The organism is Bradyrhizobium sp. HKCCYLRH2047, assembly GCF_051168175.1.
Classification (GTDB): Bacteria; Pseudomonadota; Alphaproteobacteria; order Rhizobiales; family Xanthobacteraceae; genus Bradyrhizobium.
In genome coordinates this window covers 195,216-216,005 of record NZ_JBNPUM010000004.1, presented here as the reverse complement: position 1 = coordinate 216,005, position 20,790 = coordinate 195,216, and the positions used below count along the sequence as shown (strand labels likewise).

18 protein-coding genes and 1 tRNA gene are annotated in these 20,790 nt (G+C 66.0%); 5 read left to right on the top strand and 14 right to left on the bottom strand.

The features are described 5' to 3' along the window. Positions 1 to 11 precede the first annotated feature (11 nt). Together ACQR1D_RS11325 and ACQR1D_RS11320 are read right to left on the bottom strand one after the other, a co-directional pair. A complete protein-coding gene (locus tag ACQR1D_RS11325) occupies positions 12 to 986 on the bottom strand; it encodes an AraC family transcriptional regulator (protein ID WP_434894027.1) in 975 nt (324 codons plus the stop codon). A 188-nt stretch (positions 987 to 1,174) separates the two neighbouring features. Beyond that, positions 1,175 to 1,393, bottom strand: a complete 219-nt coding sequence (locus ACQR1D_RS11320) for a hypothetical protein (protein WP_315801001.1) — start codon at positions 1,391 to 1,393, stop codon at positions 1,175 to 1,177. Positions 1,394 to 1,722: 329 nt separating this feature from the next. Between ACQR1D_RS11320 and ACQR1D_RS11315 the strand changes: the two genes are divergently transcribed. Next, entirely contained in the window at positions 1,723 to 2,130 is a 408-nt protein-coding gene (locus ACQR1D_RS11315; protein ID WP_434894026.1) for a hypothetical protein, read from the top strand. A 600-nt stretch (positions 2,131 to 2,730) separates the two neighbouring features. Here ACQR1D_RS11315 and ACQR1D_RS11310 read toward each other — a convergent pair. The 8 genes from ACQR1D_RS11310 to ACQR1D_RS11275 form a co-directional block, all read right to left on the bottom strand. Next, complete coding sequence (locus ACQR1D_RS11310; RefSeq protein WP_315801003.1) at positions 2,731 to 3,705, bottom strand: ABC transporter ATP-binding protein; 975 nt, start codon at positions 3,703 to 3,705, stop codon at positions 2,731 to 2,733. Continuing rightward, positions 3,702 to 4,691: an ABC transporter ATP-binding protein gene (locus tag ACQR1D_RS11305; protein ID WP_316237716.1), complete on the bottom strand. Its 990-nt coding sequence runs from the start codon at positions 4,689 to 4,691 to the stop codon at positions 3,702 to 3,704. The genes ACQR1D_RS11310 and ACQR1D_RS11305 overlap by 4 nt, the downstream gene beginning before the upstream one ends. A 340-nt stretch (positions 4,692 to 5,031) precedes the next feature. Beyond that, positions 5,032 to 5,949: an ABC transporter permease gene (locus ACQR1D_RS11300; RefSeq protein WP_316237715.1), complete on the bottom strand. Its 918-nt coding sequence runs from the start codon at positions 5,947 to 5,949 to the stop codon at positions 5,032 to 5,034. Then, positions 5,946 to 6,887: an ABC transporter permease gene (locus ACQR1D_RS11295; protein WP_316177072.1), complete on the bottom strand. Its 942-nt coding sequence runs from the start codon at positions 6,885 to 6,887 to the stop codon at positions 5,946 to 5,948. The genes ACQR1D_RS11300 and ACQR1D_RS11295 overlap by 4 nt, the downstream gene beginning before the upstream one ends. Before the next feature lie 12 nt (positions 6,888 to 6,899). Beyond that, positions 6,900 to 8,501, bottom strand: a complete 1,602-nt coding sequence (locus ACQR1D_RS11290; RefSeq protein ID WP_434894025.1) for an ABC transporter substrate-binding protein — start codon at positions 8,499 to 8,501, stop codon at positions 6,900 to 6,902. A 225-nt stretch (positions 8,502 to 8,726) separates the two neighbouring features. Continuing rightward, complete coding sequence (locus ACQR1D_RS11285; RefSeq protein ID WP_315801008.1) at positions 8,727 to 9,683, bottom strand: N-carbamoyl-D-amino-acid hydrolase; 957 nt, start codon at positions 9,681 to 9,683, stop codon at positions 8,727 to 8,729. A gap of 75 nt (positions 9,684 to 9,758) precedes the next feature. Continuing rightward, a complete protein-coding gene (locus tag ACQR1D_RS11280) occupies positions 9,759 to 11,288 on the bottom strand; it encodes an aldehyde dehydrogenase family protein (protein ID WP_434894024.1) in 1,530 nt (509 codons plus the stop codon). Positions 11,289 to 11,298: 10 nt separating this feature from the next. Continuing rightward, positions 11,299 to 12,180 (bottom strand): NAD(P)-dependent oxidoreductase, encoded by an 882-nt coding sequence (locus tag ACQR1D_RS11275; protein WP_434894023.1) that lies wholly within the window; start codon positions 12,178 to 12,180, stop codon positions 11,299 to 11,301. Between the two features lie 107 nt (positions 12,181 to 12,287). On the opposite strand from ACQR1D_RS11275, the gene ACQR1D_RS11270 reads away from it, so the two are divergent. Beyond that, positions 12,288 to 13,244 (top strand): LysR family transcriptional regulator, encoded by a 957-nt coding sequence (locus tag ACQR1D_RS11270; protein WP_316216018.1) that lies wholly within the window; start codon positions 12,288 to 12,290, stop codon positions 13,242 to 13,244. An 83-nt stretch (positions 13,245 to 13,327) separates the two neighbouring features. Further along, complete coding sequence (locus ACQR1D_RS11265) at positions 13,328 to 13,651, top strand: hypothetical protein (RefSeq protein ID WP_316216017.1); 324 nt, start codon at positions 13,328 to 13,330, stop codon at positions 13,649 to 13,651. Positions 13,652 to 13,788: 137 nt separating this feature from the next. On the opposite strand, the gene ACQR1D_RS11260 is transcribed toward ACQR1D_RS11265, so the two are convergent. The 3 genes from ACQR1D_RS11260 to ACQR1D_RS11250 all read right to left on the bottom strand — a co-directional run bounded on the left by ACQR1D_RS11260 (position 13,789) and on the right by ACQR1D_RS11250 (position 15,863). Beyond that, positions 13,789 to 13,862: transfer RNA gene (locus ACQR1D_RS11260), tRNA-Gly, on the bottom strand. Positions 13,863 to 14,285: 423 nt separating this feature from the next. Further along, a complete protein-coding gene (locus tag ACQR1D_RS11255; protein ID WP_434846301.1) occupies positions 14,286 to 14,897 on the bottom strand; it encodes a TMEM175 family protein in 612 nt (203 codons plus the stop codon). 159 nt (positions 14,898 to 15,056) lie between these two features. Then, on the bottom strand, positions 15,057 to 15,863 hold the full coding sequence (locus ACQR1D_RS11250; RefSeq protein ID WP_434894022.1) for a hypothetical protein: 807 nt from the start codon (positions 15,861 to 15,863) through the stop codon (positions 15,057 to 15,059). A 372-nt stretch (positions 15,864 to 16,235) separates the two neighbouring features. On the opposite strand from ACQR1D_RS11250, the gene ACQR1D_RS11245 reads away from it, so the two are divergent. Then, the gene (locus ACQR1D_RS11245; protein WP_434894021.1) at positions 16,236 to 18,137 is read left to right on the top strand and encodes an acyltransferase family protein; all 1,902 of its coding nucleotides are present in this window, start codon (positions 16,236 to 16,238) and stop codon (positions 18,135 to 18,137) included. Here the strand turns inward: ACQR1D_RS11245 and ACQR1D_RS11240 are convergent. After that, the gene (locus ACQR1D_RS11240) at positions 18,134 to 20,032 is read right to left on the bottom strand and encodes an acyltransferase family protein (protein WP_434894020.1); all 1,899 of its coding nucleotides are present in this window, start codon (positions 20,030 to 20,032) and stop codon (positions 18,134 to 18,136) included. The two genes, ACQR1D_RS11245 and ACQR1D_RS11240, sit on opposite strands and share 4 nt — an antisense overlap. 234 nt (positions 20,033 to 20,266) lie before the next feature. On the opposite strand from ACQR1D_RS11240, the gene ACQR1D_RS11235 reads away from it, so the two are divergent. Then, positions 20,267 to 20,746 (top strand): hypothetical protein, encoded by a 480-nt coding sequence (locus tag ACQR1D_RS11235; RefSeq protein WP_434848750.1) that lies wholly within the window; start codon positions 20,267 to 20,269, stop codon positions 20,744 to 20,746. Positions 20,747 to 20,790: the final 44 nt, after the last annotated feature.

Genomic DNA, 20,790 nt, shown 5'->3' with positions numbered 1-20,790 from the left:
TGTCAGGCGAGCTAGGCGGCGCGCCGCGCGCGTGACAGAGTTTCGGATGGAAGCTCACCGAACACGTCGCGATAGTCTCTTGCGAAGTGTCCGAGATTTCCGAAACCGCAATTGAAGGCGACTGCAGAGACGGAGGTACGCTGATTTGGCCCCGAGAGCATCTGTTTTGCCCGACGCAATCGCACCGTCTTCGCAAACGCCATCGGCGAATATCCGCGGCTCTTCCTGAACGCAGCATAGAGCGCGCGGACGCTGACGCCTGTCTGCGAAGCCAGCTCCTCGATCGTGATGGCGCGGTCCCAAGAGGCCTCGATATATTCCTCGGCCAGTCGAACGATCCGCGGGGTGACATCTCTTTCGCCTCTCTTCAACAGCTCGCTGAAATTGTGGCGGTGAGCCGACAGGAAGGAAACGATGAGAGCCTGCTCCAGTTCGACGAGCACCGTGCGTGGCGGCTCTGTCGCCGCCGCATCCAACTGATGAGCGAGGAACATCGCCAGATCGCGCAAGACCAGAGCGTTCGGCTGAACCGCTGCGGCAATGGGATCAAACTTGAGAACACCGGCTGGCTTTGCACCGAGCAGCATCGTCAATGTCTGCTCCAACGCCCTCGCGCTTATTCGAAGAATGAGCTGCTCATAACCTGGCTCGAACACAATCTTGTTGGCTTCGCCCGGCGCAACTATGCAGGACTGCCGCTCGTTTATTGCGATCGCCGTGCGATTTAGAACGGTCAAAGCGCTGCCTTTGAGGCCGATTTGCAGGCGCGCGAAGTCGCTCTCCGGGAACTCGACGAGCGACCTTGCCCCGCTATATGCACAAAAGCCGAGACCGATGCTCCCGAGCTGAAGATAGTTGCCAACCCCCTGGAATTCATCTGCGTTGGTGACTGCGAATCCGGTTGCCCCGTAGACCGTCCGCAACGCGTGCTCCATCGCCTCCGGATCGTCTGTACGAATGACGGGAGCGCGGCTCAGCGGGCTCACGGATCGCTCCAAGTCCATCGAAGGATCAGTCCTCGCTTATAAGGCTCGTGTCAAACTACTGGAGCGCAAGTCTTCCGGACTGATCCAAGTCAACATCGGAAACGCTCCCGTCGGGCGGCCGGCGGCCGGGCGCAACAGTTCGATCACGTCCCCGATTTATCGCATGTTATTTTGAAGGCGGTAATTGGCTAATGATGCAGCAAATCCTGAGCGATGTTTGCAGAGTTTGGACTTGAGAATGACTTCAGAATCGCCGCGCGACGCGCTTCAATCTCGTTGAGAGGGGCAAGGCGGCCGTCTCTCCAGAATGCGGCGGCAAGCGAGGAGGCGAACGTGGCGGCAAAGGCCGAGCAGAACTCCACCATGAAGTCAAAGCTCGCTGCGCGCATCCTGGCAGCGGCAGCCAAGGGTGCACGTGACCCGAACAAGCTGAGAACCGGGGCACTTTCGGGAGACGATGATGTTCGGAACACTGACACACGTCCCATGGGACACAGTCCTCATGATTGGCTCTCAAGCTCAAGCCGGTCTCGCTCGCCACCTGCTCGACGGCTTTGAGGCGCAATGGGATCAGCAGAGCAAGACAAGCGCCACCCAACCGTCGACGCTGGGCGATTGAGATACCCGATCTTGCGAAGCAGGTCACCGAGACGATGGACTTATGACTTCGTCACAACGCGAACCTGGCAACGTCCACACGCCTGTCGATATGAGTCGGTATGGAGTGAGTTCTGTCATGCTTATCAAGACGGTCACGTTGCATTCTATCACTTATCTTGTAGGCATTACCAGTTCAGTGGCAGTACACCATGCCATCCCCTCGCCGGGCACAGCGACCATCTTCCAATCTGGCACCACTGCAATACGTTATCAGCAGATCGCCAATCGCTCGACCAAAGGCGATAAGTTGGCGATCTGGCAAGCAACGCGTCAACTCAACAACAAAGCACCCGTACAGAGGCCAGCATACACCGTGCCAATTTCCAAATTCGGAAACGACTGTAAACCGCCAATTGATGTCCCTGGCCGCTGCTTTGCAGACGCCGGAGGGTACCGCAAGGTTGCGTCGTCCGCTCCCGCCCCAATTCGCGGCATACCGATTGCATCGAACCAAATCGGCCCTGCCGCGGCGGATCTGGTGTAGTCGTGGTGCAAAGATGACCAATATTCGAGGCGGCGACCTGTCCAATCCTGCAGTATTGAAATCGCTAAGTAGAATCCGCACAGCAAAGCTGCGCCTCGATCGGCCGACGTCGTGCCAGTCCCTAGAGGCCGACCTGTTGTCGCAGATCGCGCTTTGCGACGTTCTGTTGGACGAGATTCAATCGGTCGCTTGCAGCCTAAAGCTGGCGAGAGCCGTACCCGGTGAGCCGATGCCTGGTCGCAACCGGGCGCGGCTGCGATACCGTTCCTCAAAACATGATGGGCAGCGACGGCGCGCGGCGCAGCGATGTTGCGTGCCATCGAAGTTTCGTTCAGTCGCCACGTAGCGCGGATGGGCGCAGCGACATCCCGGTTCACCGACACGACACGTGAGGCCCCGCACGTCGGCTGGCGCCGACGTGTCCCACGGGCCGGCTGTCGCTCATGCGGGCTACGCGCCGCACCGAGATCCGCATGAGAAACGCACCGTCTCTCCTCCGTGATTGGCGCGGCGGTCGTGCATCAAGCTGTCATTGCACCTGCATAGTGGGCACGCCGCCGCCTTCGGCGGCCGCTTTGCCAATCCTGCGCAAGGACGTAACTACACATTCTCCAAATGGCACGCCACCCACTGGTCCTCGCCTTTCAGCCGCAGCTCGGGAGCCTCTACGCGGCAGCGGTCGAAGGCCAGGGGGCAGCGGGTGTTGAAGCGGCAGCCTTTGGGCGGGTTGACCGGGCTCGGAACGTCGCCCTTGAGGATGATCGGTGTGCGCTCGGCGCCGGGTTCGGGAATGGGCACGGCTGACAGCAGCGCCTTGGTGTAGGGATGACCCGGTGTGGCAAAGATCTGCCGCCTTGGCGCCATCTCGACGATCTTGCCGAGATACATCACCGCCACGCGGTGCGTCATGTGCTCGACGATCGCGAGGTCGTGGCTGATGAACAGCAGCGCCAGGCCGAACTCGCGCTGCAGATCCTGCAGCAGGTTGACGATCTGCGCCTTGACGGAGACGTCGAGCGCGGACACCGCCTCGTCGCAGACGATGAGATCGGGCTTGGCGGCGAGCGCCCGTGCAATGCCGATGCGCTGGCGCTGGCCGCCGGAGAATTCGTGCGGCCGGCGGTTCACGGCGTCGCGCGGCAGCCGGACGATCTCCATCAGCTCGGCGATGCGCGCGTCGCGCTCCGCGGCGGTCTTCGCGAGGCCGAAATTGTTGATCGGCTCGGCCAGGATGTCGCGGATCCGCATCCGCGGATTGAGGCTGGAGAACGGATCCTGGAACACGACCTGGACGCGGCGGCGCATCTCGCGCAGGCTGCCCGGGGGAAGATCGTCGATGCGCTGGCCGTCAAGCACGATCTGGCCGGCGGTGACGTCGAACAGCCGCAGGATGGCGCGGCCGACCGTCGACTTGCCGCAGCCGGATTCGCCGACCAGGGAGAGCGTCTCGCCGCGCGCGATCTCGAATGACACGCCGTCGACCGCATGCACCTTGCTCTTGCTGCGGCCGAACAGCCCGCTGGAGATCGGGAAGTGCTTCTTGAGGTCGTTGACCTGGAGCAGCGGCATGGTCATGCGGCAGCCTGCTCCTTGGCGGCGAAATGACAGGCGGCGATGTGGTGCGCGGCCTTCTGCTCCAGCCCCGGCGCATATTGACGGCACAGGTCGGTCGCGAGCGCGCAGCGGCCGGCGAACACGCAGCCTTCGATGCGCTGCTTCAAATCCGGCACCTGGCCGGGGATCTCGGCGAGGCGCTTCGTCTCGCCCGACAGCGACGAGCCGAGCTTGGGCAGCGCGCCGAGCAGGCCTTGCGTGTAGGGATGGCGGGGGGTGCGGAACAGCTCCTTGACCGGCGCTTCCTCGACCTTGCGTCCCGCATACATCACCATCACGCGCTCGGCGACCTCGGCGACGACGCCGAGATCATGGGTGATCAGGATGATCGCGGCGCCGACGCGCTGCTTCAGCTCCAGCATCAGCTTGAGGATCTGCGCCTGGATGGTGACGTCGAGCGCGGTGGTCGGCTCGTCCGCGATCAGGAGCTTTGGATTGCAGGCCAGCGCCATCGCGATCATCACGCGCTGGCGCATGCCGCCCGAGAGCTGATGTGGATATTCGCGCACGCGCCGTGCCGGCTCAGGGATTCCGACCAGGGTCAGCATCTCCACCGCGCGCGCCTCGGCCTGCGCCTGGTCGAGCCCCTGGTGCAGCCGCAAGGTCTCGCCGATCTGGCGTCCGACCGTCAGCACCGGATTGAGACTCGTCATCGGTTCCTGGAAGATCATCGAGATGTCGTTGCCGCGGAGTGCGCGCATCTCGCGATCGCTGAGCGTCAGGATGTCCCGGCCCTCGAGCTTGATCGAGCCCGCGATCTTGCCCGGCGGCTCCGGAATCAGGCGCATCATCGACATCGAGGTCACCGACTTGCCGCAGCCGGACTCGCCGACGATGGCGAGCGTCTCGCCGGGGTTGACGTGGAACGACACGCCGTCGACGGCGCGGTTGATGCCGGTGGGGGTGCGGAAATGCACCTGGAGATTCTCGACCTCGAGCAGCGGCATTAGGGGTGCTCCTGGCCGGCGGATGCGTGGCCGCAAATGAACTTGCTAGGTCTCAGTAATTCAGTAGCGAACCCCGCTCTCTCCTCAAGTCTTTCCGGGGCGCGCGTCAGCGCGAGCCACGATGCGCAATTGCGCGTCGGGGAACCCATAGCCACGGGACGACGTGTGAGGCACACTCGTGGTGGGATCTTGTCCCGCAACACCTGCTTGTGGCTATGGATTCCGGGCTCAGCCCCACGGGCTGCCCCGGAATGGCGGGCGGAGAGAGTGGAGCGAGCCATGGGCAGCGTTGGCGCGGGTGCTGCGATGGCGCAGGCGAACATGCTTCTCATCACTCCGCTCATGGGCTCTTCGCCATGCGCGGGTCGAGCGCGTCACGGAGGCCGTCGCCGACGAGATTCACCGCGAGCACGGTGACCGAGAGGAACGCCGCGGGGAAGAACACGATGTAGGGCTTGACCTGCCACAGCGCGCGGCCCTCGGCCATGATGTTGCCCCAGGAGGGAATCGTCGGCGGCGTGCCGGCGCCGATGAAGGACAGGATGGCCTCGGTGATCATGGCGCTGGCGCAGATGTAGGTCGCCTGCACCAGCATCGGCGCCATTGTGTTGGGCAGGATGTGGCGCAGGATGACCATCGGCGTGCGCGTGCCCGACGCGACCGCACCGTCGACATAGGGCTGCTCGCGCAGGGACAACACAACGCCGCGCACGAGTCGTGCGACGCGCGGAATCTCGGCGATGGTGATGGCGAGGATGACATTGCCGACGCTGCCGCGCGTGAGCGCCATCAGCGCCACCGCGAGCAGGATCGGCGGGATCGACATCAGCCCGTCCATGCAGCGCATCAGCACGCCGTCGGCCCAGCGCAGGAAGCCGGCGACGAGGCCGATCGCAAGCCCGATCAGCGATGCCGCCAGCGCCACCGACAGCCCGACCGTAAGCGAGACGCGCGTGCCATAGAGCACGCGCGAATAGACGTCGCGTCCCAGCGCATCGGTGCCGAACCAGAAATCCGCCGACGGCAGCCGCGTGCGCTTGGCCGGCGCGATCGCGGTCGGATCGACGGTGAACAGGAACGGCGCGAACACGCCGATGATGACGAGCAGCAACAGCAGCGCGCCGCCGATCGCGACCGTCGGATGGTTGCGCAGGAAGCCGATGGCGCCGCGCCGGATCTTTGGCGCGACCATCAGGTCCGGCAGAACAGGCGCGAGGACGAGGCCCGGCGGCGGCGATGTTGATGTCGTGACGGTCAATAGCGGATCCTCGGGTCGACCAGGGTGTAGGTGATGTCGATCAGGAGATTGACGAGCACGTAGACGAAGCTGAACAAGAGCACGATGCCCTGGATCACCGGATAGTCACGGCGCAGGATGGCATCGATGGTGAGACGGCCGAGACCGGGAATCGCGAACACGCTCTCGGTGACGACGGCGCCGCCGATCAGGAGCGCGATGCCGATGCCCACGACGGTGACGATCGGCACCGCCGCGTTCTTCAGCGCGTGGATGAACAGGATGCCGCCCTGCCCCAGGCCCTTGGCGCGCGCGGTGCGGATGTAGTCCTGCTGCAGCACTTCGAGCATCGCGGCGCGGGTGATGCGCGCGATCAGCGCGATGTAGACGCAGCCGAGCGCGACCGCCGGCAGGATCAGGTTCTGCAGCCACGGCCAGAATCCTTGGGACAGCGGCGTGTAGCCCTGCACCGGCAGCCAATCGAACTTCAGCGCAAAGACATAGGCGAGGATGTAGCCGACCACGAACACCGGCACCGAGAAGCCGAACACGGCGAACGCCATGATGATCCGGTCGATCCAGGTGCCGGCCTTCCACGCGGCGATGACGCCGAGCGGCACGGCGATGATGATGGTGAGACACAGCGTCACCATCATCAGCGACAAGGTCGGCTCGATGCGCTGGGCGATCATCGAAGCCACCGGGAGATTGGTGAAGATCGAGGTGCCCAGATCAAAGTGCAGCAGGCGCCACACCCAGCTTCCGAACTGGACCAGGAAAGGCTGGTCCAGCCCGAGATTGGCGCGGATGCGCTCGACATCGGCCGGGCTCGCCTGGTCGCCCGCGATCACCGCGGCGGGATCGCCCGGCGCGATGTAGAGCAGGCTGAAGACGAACAGCGCGACGATCGCCATCACCGGCAAGGTCGACAGCACGCGTCGGAGCGCATAAGCGAGCATGGATGTCAGTGCCTATGCGGTCTTCGACACGCCCCAGAACAGCGGGATCGGCCCCTTGGTCACGCCGGAGACGGTCTTGCGCCACGCGGTGTAGCCGAGGAAGAAGCCGGTCGGCGCGAACACGACGTCGTCGAGCGCGGCCTTGTTGATGCGCGCGGCGACGGTCTTCTCCTCGTCCAACGACTTGGCGTTGAACCAGTTGGTGATCTCCTTCTCCACCGGCTCGCTGTTCGGCCAGCCGAACCACGCCTTGTCGCCATTGGCGCGCAACGCGTTGTAGGCCGCCGGGTTGATGCAGTCGGCGCCGGCGTGCCAGGTGTGGAACATGTGCCAGCCGCCCTGCGCGGGCGGCGTCTTCAGCGCCCGGCGCGCGCCGACCGTACCCCAATCGGTCGCGACGAAATCCACGTTCATGCCGAGCTTCTTGAGCAGATCCGCGGTGACGTCGCCGAACGCCTTCGTGATCGGCTGATCCTGCGCGACGAGGCAGGTGATCGGTTCGCCCTTGTAGCCGGCCTCCTCCAGCAGCTTCTTGGCTTTCGCCAGGTCGCGCTTGCCCTTCAGGATGTCACCGCCCTCCTCGGTGTAGAGCGGCGTGCCGGGTGTGAACACGCCGGGCAGCGGCTTCCACAGCGCATTGTCGTCGCCGACCAGCGCGCGCATGTAGTCCTCCTGGCTCATTGCCATGAGGATGGCCTGCCGCGCCTTCACATTGTTGAAGGGCGGATACAGATGATTGATGCGGAACGCACCGACATTGCCGAGGGGATCGCCGATGTCGACGCCGATGTTCTTGTTGCCCTTCAGCACCGGCACGAGATCGGTGATCGGGTTCTCCCACCAGTCGACCTCGCCGTTCTGCAGCGCGGCCGCGGCCGTCGCCGGATCCGGCATGATCACCCATTCGACGCGGTCGACCAGCACCTGCTTGCCGCCGGCGAGCCACAGCGGCTTCTCCTGGCGCGGCAGGTAGTCGGCGAACTTCTCGAACACGGCTTTCGCACCCGGCACCCACTCGCCCTTGGCAAATTTGAACGGGCCGGAGCCGACATATTCGGAGATCTGCTTGAACGGATCAGTCTGCGCGATGCGCTCGGGCATGATGAAGGCGCACGGCGCGTTGCCCTTGCCGAGCGCGAACAGCATCTTCGGATAAGGCTGCTTCAGCACCCATTTGAAGGTCTTGTCGTCGACCGCCGTGAGCTCGTTCTGGATCGCCTTGAGCATCAGGCCCATCGGATCGCGCGCCGACCAGCGCGTGAGGCTGGCGACGACGTCCTTGGCGAGCACCGGCTCGCCGTCGTGGAATTTGAGGCCGGGACGCAGCTTGAAGGTCCAGGTCAGGCCGTCGGAGGACACCTCCTCCGATTCCACCATCTGGCGCTGCGGCACGAACTGATCGTCGATGCCGTACAGCGTATCCCACACCATCGCGGCTGCGTTGCGCACGACATATTGGGTGCCCCAGATCGGATCGAAATTGGCGAGATTGGCCTGTGGCACAAAACGCAAGGTGCGTGCGGCAGCGCCTTGGGCGATCGCCGGCGCCGCAAATCCCGTCAGCGCCAGACCACCCGCGCCCGCCAATCCCTTCAATACCGTTCTGCGATCCATGTTCTCTCCTGATGCAACATGCCCAAGTTCAATTGCCGAAATTGTAAGCAAGGCCCATGCCACGCGTGTGGAGCGCGTTCATTTGAACGCAAATGAGGCATGGGGCGCAAGCCTATCGAAGCCCGGGCGAGCGCAGCGACCCCGGGTTCTCCGAGACTCCTCGTGTGAACCCGCATGTCGCTGCGCTCATGCGGGCTACGGACTTGCGCGCGATTGCCGAACGCATCATGCCTTCCGCACCGGCGAGCCGTCGGCCATCAGCGTCTCGCCCTTGCGCTCGACGATCATGCCGTAAGCGTGCGGCTGGCGATGGACGTCGAAGTTGAAGATCGTCTGCTTGTAGGATCTGCACAAATCGAGGTCACAGCGTGCCAGCGCGATCTCGTCGCCCTTGGTGGCGCAGGCCGCGACGATCTCGCCTGAAGGGGCGATGATGCAGCTGCCGGCGATGTGGTCGATGCCCTCCTCGACGCCGCCCTTGGCGACGCCAATCACCCAGGTGCCGTTCTGATAGGCACCCGACTGCATCACGAGGCGGTTGTGAAACAGCGAAAGGTCGTCATGCTCCGGCGCCGGCGGATTATGCACCGGCGTGTTGTAGCCGATCAGCACCATCTCGACGCCCTGCAGGCCCATCACGCGATAGGTCTCGGGCCAGCGGCGGTCGTTGCAGATCGCCATGCCGATGACGCCGCCAAAGGCGTTGGCGACGCCAAAGCTCTTGCCCGGTTCGAAATAGCGCTTTTCCAGATGCTGGAACTTGCGCCACGGTTCGTGCTCGGCATGTCCCGGCAGATGCACCTTGCGGTATTTCGAGACGACGGTGCCCGTCTTGTCGACAAGAATGGCGGTGTTGTAGCGGTGCACGATGCCGTCCTCGACCGCGAGCTCGGCATAGCCTAAGCAGAAGCCGATGCGCAGATCCTTCGCGAGCGCGAACAAGACTTGCGTCTCCGGCCCCGGCATCTCGCGCTCGAAATATTGATCGATCTCGGCCTGATCGGCCATGTACCAGCGCGGGAAGAACGTCGTCAGCGCGAGCTCGGGATAGACGATCAGGTCGCAGCCATTGGCGTGCGCCTGCCGCATCAACGCCATCAGTCGCGCAACCACCGCGGTCCGTGTTTCGCTCTTGGCAATCGGGCCGAGCTGACCAATGGCGACGTTGACGAAGCGCGGCATGTTTCCGTTCCTTATTTCGGAACTAAGTGGTCGTTCCGTGGCGCGCAGCTCTTGCACCGATCATGCCATGCTTGCTCAGTCGCGCAAGCCCGGCGCGTAGCCGAACGCCACCGCCGGCTCGGCCGCGGTCTCGACCCACACGCTCTTCACCTGCGTGTATTCGTACAGCGCCTCGCTGCCGGAGGAGCGGCCATGGCCGCTGTTGTTATAGCCGCCGAACGGCGAGGCGACGTTGATGGTCTTGTACGCGTTGATCCAGAACGTGCCGGCCTTGACCTGTGCTGCGACGCGATGCGCGCGCGCGACGTCCCTGGTCCACACCGCGCCCGCGAGGCCGAACTCGCTGTCATTGGCGATCGCGATCGCCTCCGCCTCGGTATCGAAACGGATCGCGGCGACGACGGGTCCGAACACCTCCTTGCGCGCGATGCCCATGGCGTTGGTGACGTTCTTGAGCACGGTCGGCCTGACGAAATATCCGCCCTCGCCCACGCCGCCGCTCGCGCCGGTGACGATCTCCGCGCCCTCGGCGGCGCCCTCGCGGATCAGCGACAGCACGTGGTCATATTGCCTGGCGTTGTTGATCGGCCCGATCTCGGTCTCCGCCGACAGCGGATCGCCGCATCTGATCTTCGTAGCACCTTGCGCGACCAGATCGACGAAGCGGTCATAGACCGCGCCCTGCACCAGCAGCCTGGAGCCGGCGACGCAGCTCTGGCCGGCACCGCCGAAGATCGCGGCCTGCGCGCCGATGGCGGCGCGTTCGAGGTCCGCATCGGCGAACACGATGTTGGCCGACTTGCCGCCGAGCTCGAGCACCGACGGCAGCAGCCTGCGCGCCGCGGCCTCGCCGATCAGCCGCCCCGTCGGCACCGAGCCGACGAACACGACCTTCTTCACGGCGGGCTGCGCCAGCGCCGCCTGCCCCGTTGTGTGGCCGAGACCCGCGAGCACGTTGACGACGCCCTTCGGCAATCCGGCGCGTTCGGCGATCCCCGCCAGCGCCAGCGAGGTCAGCGGCGTCAGCTCCGACGGCTTCAGCAGCACGGCGTTGCCCATGCTGATCGCCGGTGCGATCTGCCATCCCGCGGTGAAGACTGGCGCGTTCCACGGCGTGATCTGCAGCACCACGCCCATCGGCTCGCGGCGCGTGTAGTTGAGATGGCTTGACGGCACCGGGATGACGTCGCCGTGGAATTTGTCCGCCCAGCCCGCATAATACTCGAACATCTCGGCGACCTTGGCGACTTCGCCCCTGGTGTCGCGGATCGGCTTGCCGGCGGACAGCGCTTCCAGATGCGCCAGCGGCTCGGCCGCGGCGAGGATCGCCCGCGCCACCGCCTGCATCACGCGGCCGCGGCCCGCGGCGGTCAGCTTCGCCCACTCCGCCTGCCCCGCCGCGGCAGCAGAAGCCGCCTTGGCCGCGACGTCGGCGCCGGCATCGGCATAGGTGAACAGCAATCGGCCGGTGGCGGGATCGTTGACCGAGACCGTCGCGCCTTCGCCGACGATGACGTCGCCGCCGACATGGGAGCCGACGGCTTTCAGATCCGGCCAGAACGGCAGCGCTGCGGCGCGCAGGCGGGGATCGATGAAATGGGTCATGGCGGTACGCTCACGGCTTCGGCATCGGGCCGAGCGGCAGCTCGACGATGCGGTTGAAATCATCGGCGTCGGCGATGCTCGCGGCGCTGTCGGCCCAGATGCGCGCGGTATCGCTTGCGATCGGCAGCGACAGTCCGAGCTCACCGATGAACTGCGCCGCGAGCCTGACGTCCTTGCGCATCAACTGCATGGTGAAGCCGGAATCGAAGGCGCCGTTGAGAATCCAATTGGGCACGTTGACGAGCGTGACGCCGGAGCGGCCGGAGCCGGCATTCAGGCCTTCGAGCAGCCGCCCGGCATCGACACCCGCCGCATCAGCGATGCGCAGCGCCTCCGCGGCGGTCAGCAGATGGGCGGCGCAGAGCAGATTGTTGACGATCTTGGCAACGTTGCCGGCGCCGACGCCGCCGACATGGACGCGCTTGGCGCTCATCCGCTCCAGCACCGGCAGCACACGCGCGAGGTCGTCCTCATCGGCCCCGATCACCATGGTCATGGTGCCCGTCGCCGCCCCCTTTGGGCCACCGCTGACGGGCGCATCGACGAAGCCCATGCCGCGCGCCTTGAGAACGGCCGCAAGCCGGCGCGAGGTCTCGGGATGCGAGGTCGAGGTATCGACGATGACGACGCCGACCCTGGCATGCGCGAGGATGCCGCCGGCGCCTTCCACGACATCGGCGACGATGCCGGCGGTCGGCAGCGACAGGATCACGATGTCGGCGGCGGCGATCACGCTGGCGATGCCGTCGACAACCACAATGCCCTCGGCCGCCAGCGCCGCGCGCGTCGCGGCCAGCGTGTCGTAGCCGGTGACGGCAAAGCCCGCGCCCTTCAGCGTCAGCGCCATACCGCGCCCCATGTTGCCAAGTCCGATGATGCCAACAGCGGTCACGATGCCTCCTGCCAGATTTGCCTCGGCAGCGTAGCCGCACGATTCCGGAGCAGACATCAGCGCCGCCCGCCGCTAGTGTTGACCTGAGGTCAACAGTTTCCGAAGCCATGTCCGCCCTGCTCGATCACCACCGCCTGCATTATCTGCACGAGACGATCCGCCTCGGCTCGGTGCGCGCCGCCGCCGAAGCGCTCGACGTCAACGCGTCGGTGATCAGCCGGCAGATCGCGCTGCTGGAGAACGAGCTCGGCCTCACTTTGCTCGAGCGCCTCAGCCGCGGCATCCGCGCCACCGCGGCCGGCGCGCTGCTGGTCGAGCGCTTCCGGCAATGGCAGGCCGACCAGGCCGACACCGTCGCCAAGCTGCGCGAATTGCAGGGCCTCAAGCGCGGCCATGTCGACATCGTGCTCGGCGAGGGTTTCGTCAGCGATCTCATGTCCGGCCCGCTCAGCCGGTTCTGGCAGCGCCATCCCGACCTCACGATGTCGTTCGACCTCGCCGGCACCAACGAGGTCGTCAATGCCGTTGCCGAGGATCGCCATCACATCGGCCTGGTGTTCAATCCATCAGCCGATCCGCGCATCCGGATCGCCACCGCGAGCCGCCAACCGCTCTGCGCGATCATGCCGCCGGACCACGCGCTGGCGCGGCTCGGCCGTCCCCTGCGCCTGCGCGAGCTCGCCGACCATCCGCTCGGCCTGATGCATGCGAGCTACGGCACGCGTCAGATCGTGGCGATGGCGGAGGCCGCCGAGCGTATCGCCCTGTCGCCGAAGCTCACCACCAGCTCCATCAACGTGCTCCGCCACTTCGTCAAGGGCGGCCTCGGCCTGACGCTCCTGCCCGCCTTCGCGATCGCCGCCGATCTTGCCGACGGCTCGCTCGCCGCGGTGCCGGTCGACAACCGCCTGCTGTCGTCGAGCGAAGCCTGCGTCATCACCCGGCGCGGCCGCGAGCTGCCGCATGCCGCCAGCCATCTGCTGCGCTTTCTCAGCGGCCAGATGCGGGCGTTCCGGGTCGGCGGAGCCGCCGGCAAGACCAGGACACGCGGCGCCGGACGTTGATCCGCGCCGATCATCACGGATCGTTTCCGGTTGCGCTGGCACAGGGGTTGAGATTGGATGTTGCAATTTCGGGAGTCGATCTCATGCGCCACGTTCTCGCGATCGCTTTCGGCCTGTGGGCAGCGACAGCAGCTCAGGCCGAGACCTGCCAGCTCATCGGCAACCAGATCCTGTGCGACGACGGGACGTCGGGGCAGCGGATCGGCAACAATACCTATTGGAACGACGGCTCCTCGTCGCAGCAGATCGGGCGCTTCACCTACAACAACGACGGCAGCAGCTCGCAGCAGATCGGCAATCACACCTACTACAGCGATGGCACGTCGGCGCATACGATCGGAAACACGACCTATTTCAGCGACGGCAGGACGTGCCGGCGGATGGGCAATCGCGTCGCTTGCGACTGATCGGCCGGACCGGCTGGGGAGTCTGCACCGACGACCAGGGAAACCGACGTCCCCAGAAGATTGGGACTGCGACATCGCGTGAGCGCCCCATGACGAGGATCGCTTCTGGTCGGATGACGGAGTGGCCGCGGAAGCCTTGGAGCGGGTGAAGGGAATCGAACCCTCGTATTCAGCTTGGAAGGCTGCTGCTCTACCATTGAGCTACACCCGCATCGGGGCGTTCCCTAACATGGTCCGCGGCGGCTCTCAACCTCTTCGCCACGGGGTCTGGAGGCGGATGCATCGGGATCCGCGGTTGGAACGGCCGGAATCGAGCGGAATCCGCGACCCGAGCCGCAGCGCAGCACGACGGCGGCGGCTGGTGGGTTCCGTAATCGGCCCCCCTACCCTCGCGGCCCGGACCATCCTATATTCCGGTCACCATCAACAACGAAAGGAGGTGATCCAGTGTCTTTCACCAAGCGCTGTCACCTCGCTGGGATCGCCCGCTGAGCGGCTCTTCATGAGCGACGTGTGAGCGCATGATTCGTCAGCGTTTCAGCGCCATCGCGGCTCGGCAACGGGGCGGTCTCGGCCCTGGACCAGCGAGTTCAAGAACGGAAGCGCGGCGGGTCTCACGGCCCGCCGCGTTTTTTTACGGCAGCTCCGCCTGCTCGCCGGCTAGCGCCGCCGGCGGGCTGCGGACGAACCGCCGCGCCAGGAAGCCGCCGAAGCCGAGCATCCAGAAATACTGCACGTACTCCGGGGCAATCGCCGCGATGACGATGCCCGGCACGAACACGATCACGGGAAAGATCGCGCCGGCGATTTCGGCATGGCGGCCGCTGGGAAGCGCGAGCCACCACAGCGCGGCGTTCAGCGACGCGATGATCGTCAGATGCAGGCCATAGAGGACGGCCACCGCGCTGCTCAGCCTGTAGCCGCCGTAGAGCCCGTTGGTCACCGGCAGCAGCACGATCGACAACAGGAAGAACAGATTCAGGATGACCACGGGCCGGCCCGCGAACGGCTGCCGGGCCAGCCGCCGGTGGTGGCTGATCCAGAACACGCCGGCGATGATGAAGCTGAGGACCAGCCCGGCGAGCCGCCCGGAATAGGTGTGCACCAGGTCGATCCAACCGGGCATATGCGCGAAATTGGGCTTCGGCAGGTCGTAGGCGAGAAGCGTCATCGCAACACCGAAGATGGTGTTGGAGAGCGATTCCAGCCGGCGCATCTCGAACAGGTCGGACTGAGGCTCTGCCATGTCGAATCGGAAGCAACCGCGGCGAGGGACGGAGATGAGGACTCGGGTTCTATAGCAGCTCCGGCGCCGCACCGCCCGACTTCGCTGCCGCCCTTGGGCGGCAGCTGTCACGTCACTCGCCGCCGCCCTCCAGACCCACCGGCCCTCGAGCGTCAGCCCTCACCGGCAGGCATAGGTGTGGCCATCGAAGCCGCGATAGCTGTGCGTCGCCGGATTGTAGCTGCGGAATTGGACGCAGGCCGGCAGTCCCGCGGTGCGCAGTCGCGGCCTGCCCTCCGCCTGCAGCCGGGCCGAGGCCGGGGTTGCGGTGGCAGGCCTTGCCATCACGATCATCGGCCGGCTGGCGACCATCCGCGATGTCCTGCCGGCATCCTTGACCGCTGCATCCCTGGCGGCAACCACAACGGCCTGCGCCTGGGCCGCCTTGCCGGATGACGGCTTGGCCGATGATGCCCCGGCTGGGGATGGCGTCGTCGCGGGCGGATTGGCCGCGGCCGTTCTGGGAGAGGACGGCTTGGCAGAGGACGACTTGGCAGAGGGCGGCTTGGTCGCTGGCGCCGCCATCGATGGCGATTTCACGGACGGCTTGGTCAGGGAAGGCTTGCCGGCGACTGGCTCTGCTGCCGCAGCCTTCTGAACCGCATCCTGCTTGTCCGTAACTGCGGCCTGCTTCGGCTCAGCCGACGCGGTGGGTATCGTCGCAACCGCTTCCGCAGCCGCGGCAGGCTTGACCTCGGGACCGGCCGGAATGTCGGCGCTGGCCGCCTGGCTCGGAACGGATGGCGCGGGATCGACCGACGCGGTCTTGTCGTCGGCTGGGGTCTTGTCCTCGGCGACGGGCGCCTCGACCGGCTTCTTGATCAGCTTCTTGCAGTCCAGCGGGAACACCAGCTCGCCCGATGCCGTCAACCCGATCGGCTCGCATCCGCCGAACGGCCCGCTCTCCTTGCCCTGATCCTTGGCCACCTCGCCTGCGGGTGGTGAGGAGCCGCCCGGCTCGGCGCTTCGCGCAAGCGAAACGCCAACCACAACCTGAAATAGAACAACGCCGCACAACAATCCGGCCCGGCCGGCCTTCTGCCCCAATGTACGCATGACACGCTCGCTCGACGCATGAACTCCGGCAAGGCCATCACGCCATTGAGGCAAGTCTGTGAAGGCAAGCCGCGGATTCCCGCTGCGATCTCAATTCGATGGCATTGTGTCCTGTTTGCACGACCAACGGTGCCGCAGGAATCCCTCAATGCGGTTGCAATCGGAGCCTACCAGGGTCGCCTGCGTGCAGTGACCGTCGGGAATTGACGGCCGCCGCCAGATGCGAGCGTCCGGACAGAACCCTTGAGCGCAACCGGCTATCGTCCCGACATCGACTGCCTGCGCGGCTTCGCAGTGATCTCGGTGATCGCGTTCCACTACGACATCTCGCCGTTTCGCAGCGGCTATGTCGGCGTCGACATATTCTTCGTCATCTCGGGCTTCCTGATCACGCGGATCATTCATGCGGAGGTGCAGACCGGAACGTTCTCGTTCGCGGCGTTCTACCGGCGCCGCGCCCGGCGCATCCTGCCGGCGGCCCTGGCGATGCTGTGCGTGACCCTGCTCGCCGCCAGCGTGATCCTGTTGCCTGGGGACGCGGTGGCGGTGGCGCAGCAGGCGCTGGCCGTGCTCGTCTTCTGCTCCAACGTCCTGCTGTGGTCGCAGCAGGGCTATTTCGACGCCGCCGCCATCACCAAGCCGCTGCTGCACACCTGGTCGCTCGGGGTCGAGGAGCAGTACTATCTGCTGTTTCCCATGCTGGCGCTCGCCGCCTTCGCGCTGCGGCGGCCGCTGATGCTTGCGAGCTTCGCCGGGATCTGCGCGACCTCGTTCCTGCTCTGCGTGATCCAGACCCGGCTGCAGCCCGCCGCCGCGTTCTTTCTGTTGCCGGCCCGGGTCTGGGAGCTCGCGCTGGGCGCGCTGCTGGCCATGGAAGCCCCGCCGGCGCCGCACAGCCAGTGGCTCAGGATCACTTTGGCCGCACTGGGTTGGATCGCGCTCGGCGCCGCCGTCAACCTGTTCTCGCCGCACACGCCCTATCCCGGCACGGCCGCGCTGCTGCCGTGCCTCGGCGCCGCCGCCGTGATCTGGGCCAACCCGTCCCCGAGCAAGGCCGTGCTGACCGCGGTCAAACCGATGATCGCGGTCGGGCTGTGGTCCTACTCGCTCTATCTCTGGCACTGGCCCGTCGTCTCGCTGGCGACGGCGGTCTGGGGTCCGCCGAGCTCGATTCAGCACAAGCTGGCGCTGCTCGGCGCCTGCACCGCGATGGCGCTGACGAGCTTCTATCTGATCGAGCAGCCGGCGAGGCGCGCGCAGTCGCCGGTCACGGCGCACGCGCTGGTCGCGAGCGCATCGGTCGTGCTGCTGGCCTCACTCGCGATCATCGGGCTTGCCGGATTTCCCGCCCGCTTCTCGCCGCAGGAGCGGACGCTGGCGGAATTCATCAGCTACGATCATAAGTCCGCCTATGAGAGCGGCACCTGCTTCCTCGATCCGGGCCAGACCTTCGAGGCGTTGCAGCCGTCGTGCCTTGCCAAAGGCCCGCGCCCGCGCATCCTGGTGTGGGGCGACAGCCACGCTGCTCACCTCATCCCTGGCCTGAAGCGAGCCCTGCCCCAGGCCTCGCTGCTGCGCGCCAGCCTCGCGCAATGCGTTCCTCACGCCGAAGCAGGCCAGTCCGCCGCCTGTGCGGATTTCAACCGCCGGCTGCCACTTCTGGTGCGCGAGCTCACACCCGACATCGTCGTTCTCTCGGGCAATTGGACGCGCACCGCGATGACGCCGGCCGCACAGGCGAGCCTGCTCGCCACGATCAAGGCGATCACGGACAACGGCAGCAAGGTGGTGGTGGTCGGGCCGAGCCCGCAGTTCGACCGCCCACTGCCGCATCTGCTGATTGCCGCGAAGCGCTTCGGCGTCTCGACCGACGGGCACATGCTGGATGGTCTCGGCGAGGTCGACGGCTTCATGCGTGTTCTGCTGAAGGATTCAGCGCGGACCGACTACGTCTCGCTGCTCGCGCTGCTGTGCCCGGCCGGAGATTGCGCGCTCCAGACCCCCGACGGCGCGCCGCTCGCCTGGGACGGTGGCCATCTCACGGCGCAGGGTTCGGAGCTCGCAGGGCCACGGATCGTCGCGGCGTCGCCGGCATTGGCCGCGGCCGCAAGCGCGCCGCAACTGACGGCGAACAGCGCCAACTAGTCGTCCGACAGGAACCTCGCGAACACCGGCGCGGCGCGCTCGCCCATGCGCTGGGCCCCGGCCACGGTGAAATGGCCGGCATCCTGGAACAGCCACACGCCATCCTCGACGACCGGGCAATCCTGGTCGCAATAGACCTCCGAGGGCCTGAGCAGCGTCACCTTGGCGAGCGGCCTGATCGCCTCCGACAGGACGGCGTCGATGACGCGGTTGGTCGCGATTGCCTCGCTCTTCGGCACGGCATCGCACGGCTTGGCGGGCGCGTGCCAGCGCGGCCCCGGCAGCATGCGCAACTGATCGAAGGCGCAATTCACCGGACGGACCTGGCCGCCGACGACGAGGAAATGCCGGCCGGGCCGGTCGAGCAGACGGATGGTCTCGGCGAGATGACCGGCGACCGCGGCGTTGCGGGTCCGCGCTGCCGGCCCATCACCGAGATCGAGATAGTGCTGCCATGCCTGCCCGATCACGACGAAATCGGCCGGCGACTGCCGGATCCGCGGCAGCTCGCTGTCGCGCAGCTCGGCGCAGACCTGGGCGCGAGGTCCCTCGGCGGTGAGCCCCGCGAGGGTGGGACATCCGCTCATGGTGGAGACGTGCCCGATCATGCCGCGCGCCTTCAGCGTCGCATCGAGCGCGGCGACATATTGCTGAACGTAGGAATCGCCGAGCAGCTCGACGCCGCGCGTACCCTCGAGATCGCCGAACGCACACAGACGGCCGACGGCGCGGCCGCATTTGTTGAGGCCGAAGCCCTGCAGCTGGAACAGCGCGAGCTGATCGTCGGGCAGCCGCGACACGACGCCGTTGGCGCGGAACGTGACGTGGGTGAGCGCGGCACCGACGATAAGCACCGTTGCAAAGCTCGCCACCTGCGCGACGCGCGGCCACGGCAACCGCCGCAGCGGCCGCTCGACGATGGCGAACATCAGCGTGGTCAGCACTGCCATCAGCGCGAGCTGCGCTGCCAGTCCCGCCGCGGTCTGCGCCGCATCGCCGAAGATGAAGCGGACGAAGAAGATCACCGGCCAGTGCACGAGATAGAGCGAATAGGACGCGGCGCCGACAACGCGAACCGGGTGAGCCATCACCAGCGACGTCGGGGCATTGGCCGCAATGATGACGGCCGTGGCGATGCAGGGCAGCAGCGCGGCGACGCCTGCCTGGGACTGATAGTAGCCGATGAGGAGAAGGCTGCCGAACAACAGAACATCACCGCAGGCGGCGGCGAGAGAGCGGGCGCGCGGCGACGCTGCCAGGCGAGCCTCGAGCGGAATGGCGAGCGCGCCGATGGCGAATTCGAACACCCGGAATGGCGTCAGGAAGAACACGGCGTCCGGATCGCGCGATGACCAGAGTGCGGCCGCGGCAAGGGACAACAACCCGATCGCGGCAATGGCGCGGAACATATGTCGGCGCGTGCCGAGCCACATCAGCAGCAGCGGCGCCAGCGCGTAGAATTGGACCTCCGCCGACAGCGACCACAGGTGCAGCAGCGGCAACTCATCCGCGCTCGGCGCGAAATAGGCGCTGGCCTCGCGCCAATACTGGATGTTGGCGATGGAGAGCAGCCCATGCGTCGCCTCCTTGGCGAGCTGGCGCAGGGCTTCCGGCGACAGGAACAGCCAGCCGACCGCGAACGTGGCCGCAATGGTTACAACCAGCGCCGGCAGGATGCGCCTTGCCCGCCGCAGATAGAACTCCGACAGCGAGAAGCGCCGGGCGCCGACATCGCGCAGGATCTGCCCGGTGATGAGATAGCCGGAGATGACGAAGAAGATGTCGACGCCGGCATAGCCGGCCGAGAAGCCGGTGATCCTCAGGTGGAAGAGGATGACGATGACGACGGCGATCGCCCGGAGGGCATCGATGTCAGCCCGATGACTGCGTTCCAATGTCGTCCACTCCGCGCATTCCTCGAGGCGGACCAGTTGCGCAGACACGGATGGCAACAGCAGGAAACAGTCATGACGTCATCGGACCCATCCGATGACACCGCGCCGGCGGCGGCGTGGCGGACGTGAAGGGGGTCTGCCGAAGTCGGCCGCAAGTTCGGCAATCCGTTGAACGATCGGCTTGAATACGGCAATCTGGCGGCGCTGAGGGACAATGCGGGGCTGAGGGCGGTGATGAACCTGTTGCGAAGAGAATGGCGGGCAGCGTTCGCGGGAATAGCCGTCGCGGCGCTGCTGGCGGCGACCACCGCAGCCTCGGCGCAAGCCCAGACGCCGGCTCCCGGCGCCGCAGCGCCTGCTCCCGCTCAGACCACGGTCGAGCGCAACGCCAAGGGCGTTGCCGGCAAGCCGATCCAGGTCGGCATCTATCTCAACGTCCAGTCCGACTGCTCATCCGGGCCCCTTCCCGCCATCCGCCTGGTGACGCCGCCGGGCAACGGCACCGTCACGATCAAGCGCGGCAAGGTCAGTGCCACCAACTACAAGCAGTGCCTCGCCCTGGAAGTGCCGGGCTTCATCGCCTTCTACCAATCGAAGGCCGATTTCGCCGGCACCGACACGGTGACGCTCGAGGTCAAGTTCCCGCAGGGCCGCACCGAAGTGCAGCGGATCATGATCAACGTCGGCGTCGGGCCGGCGGGGCAGAAGATCTGAGCCGCAACGCATCGACGGCGCGACGACGCCTCCAGCGATGAAGC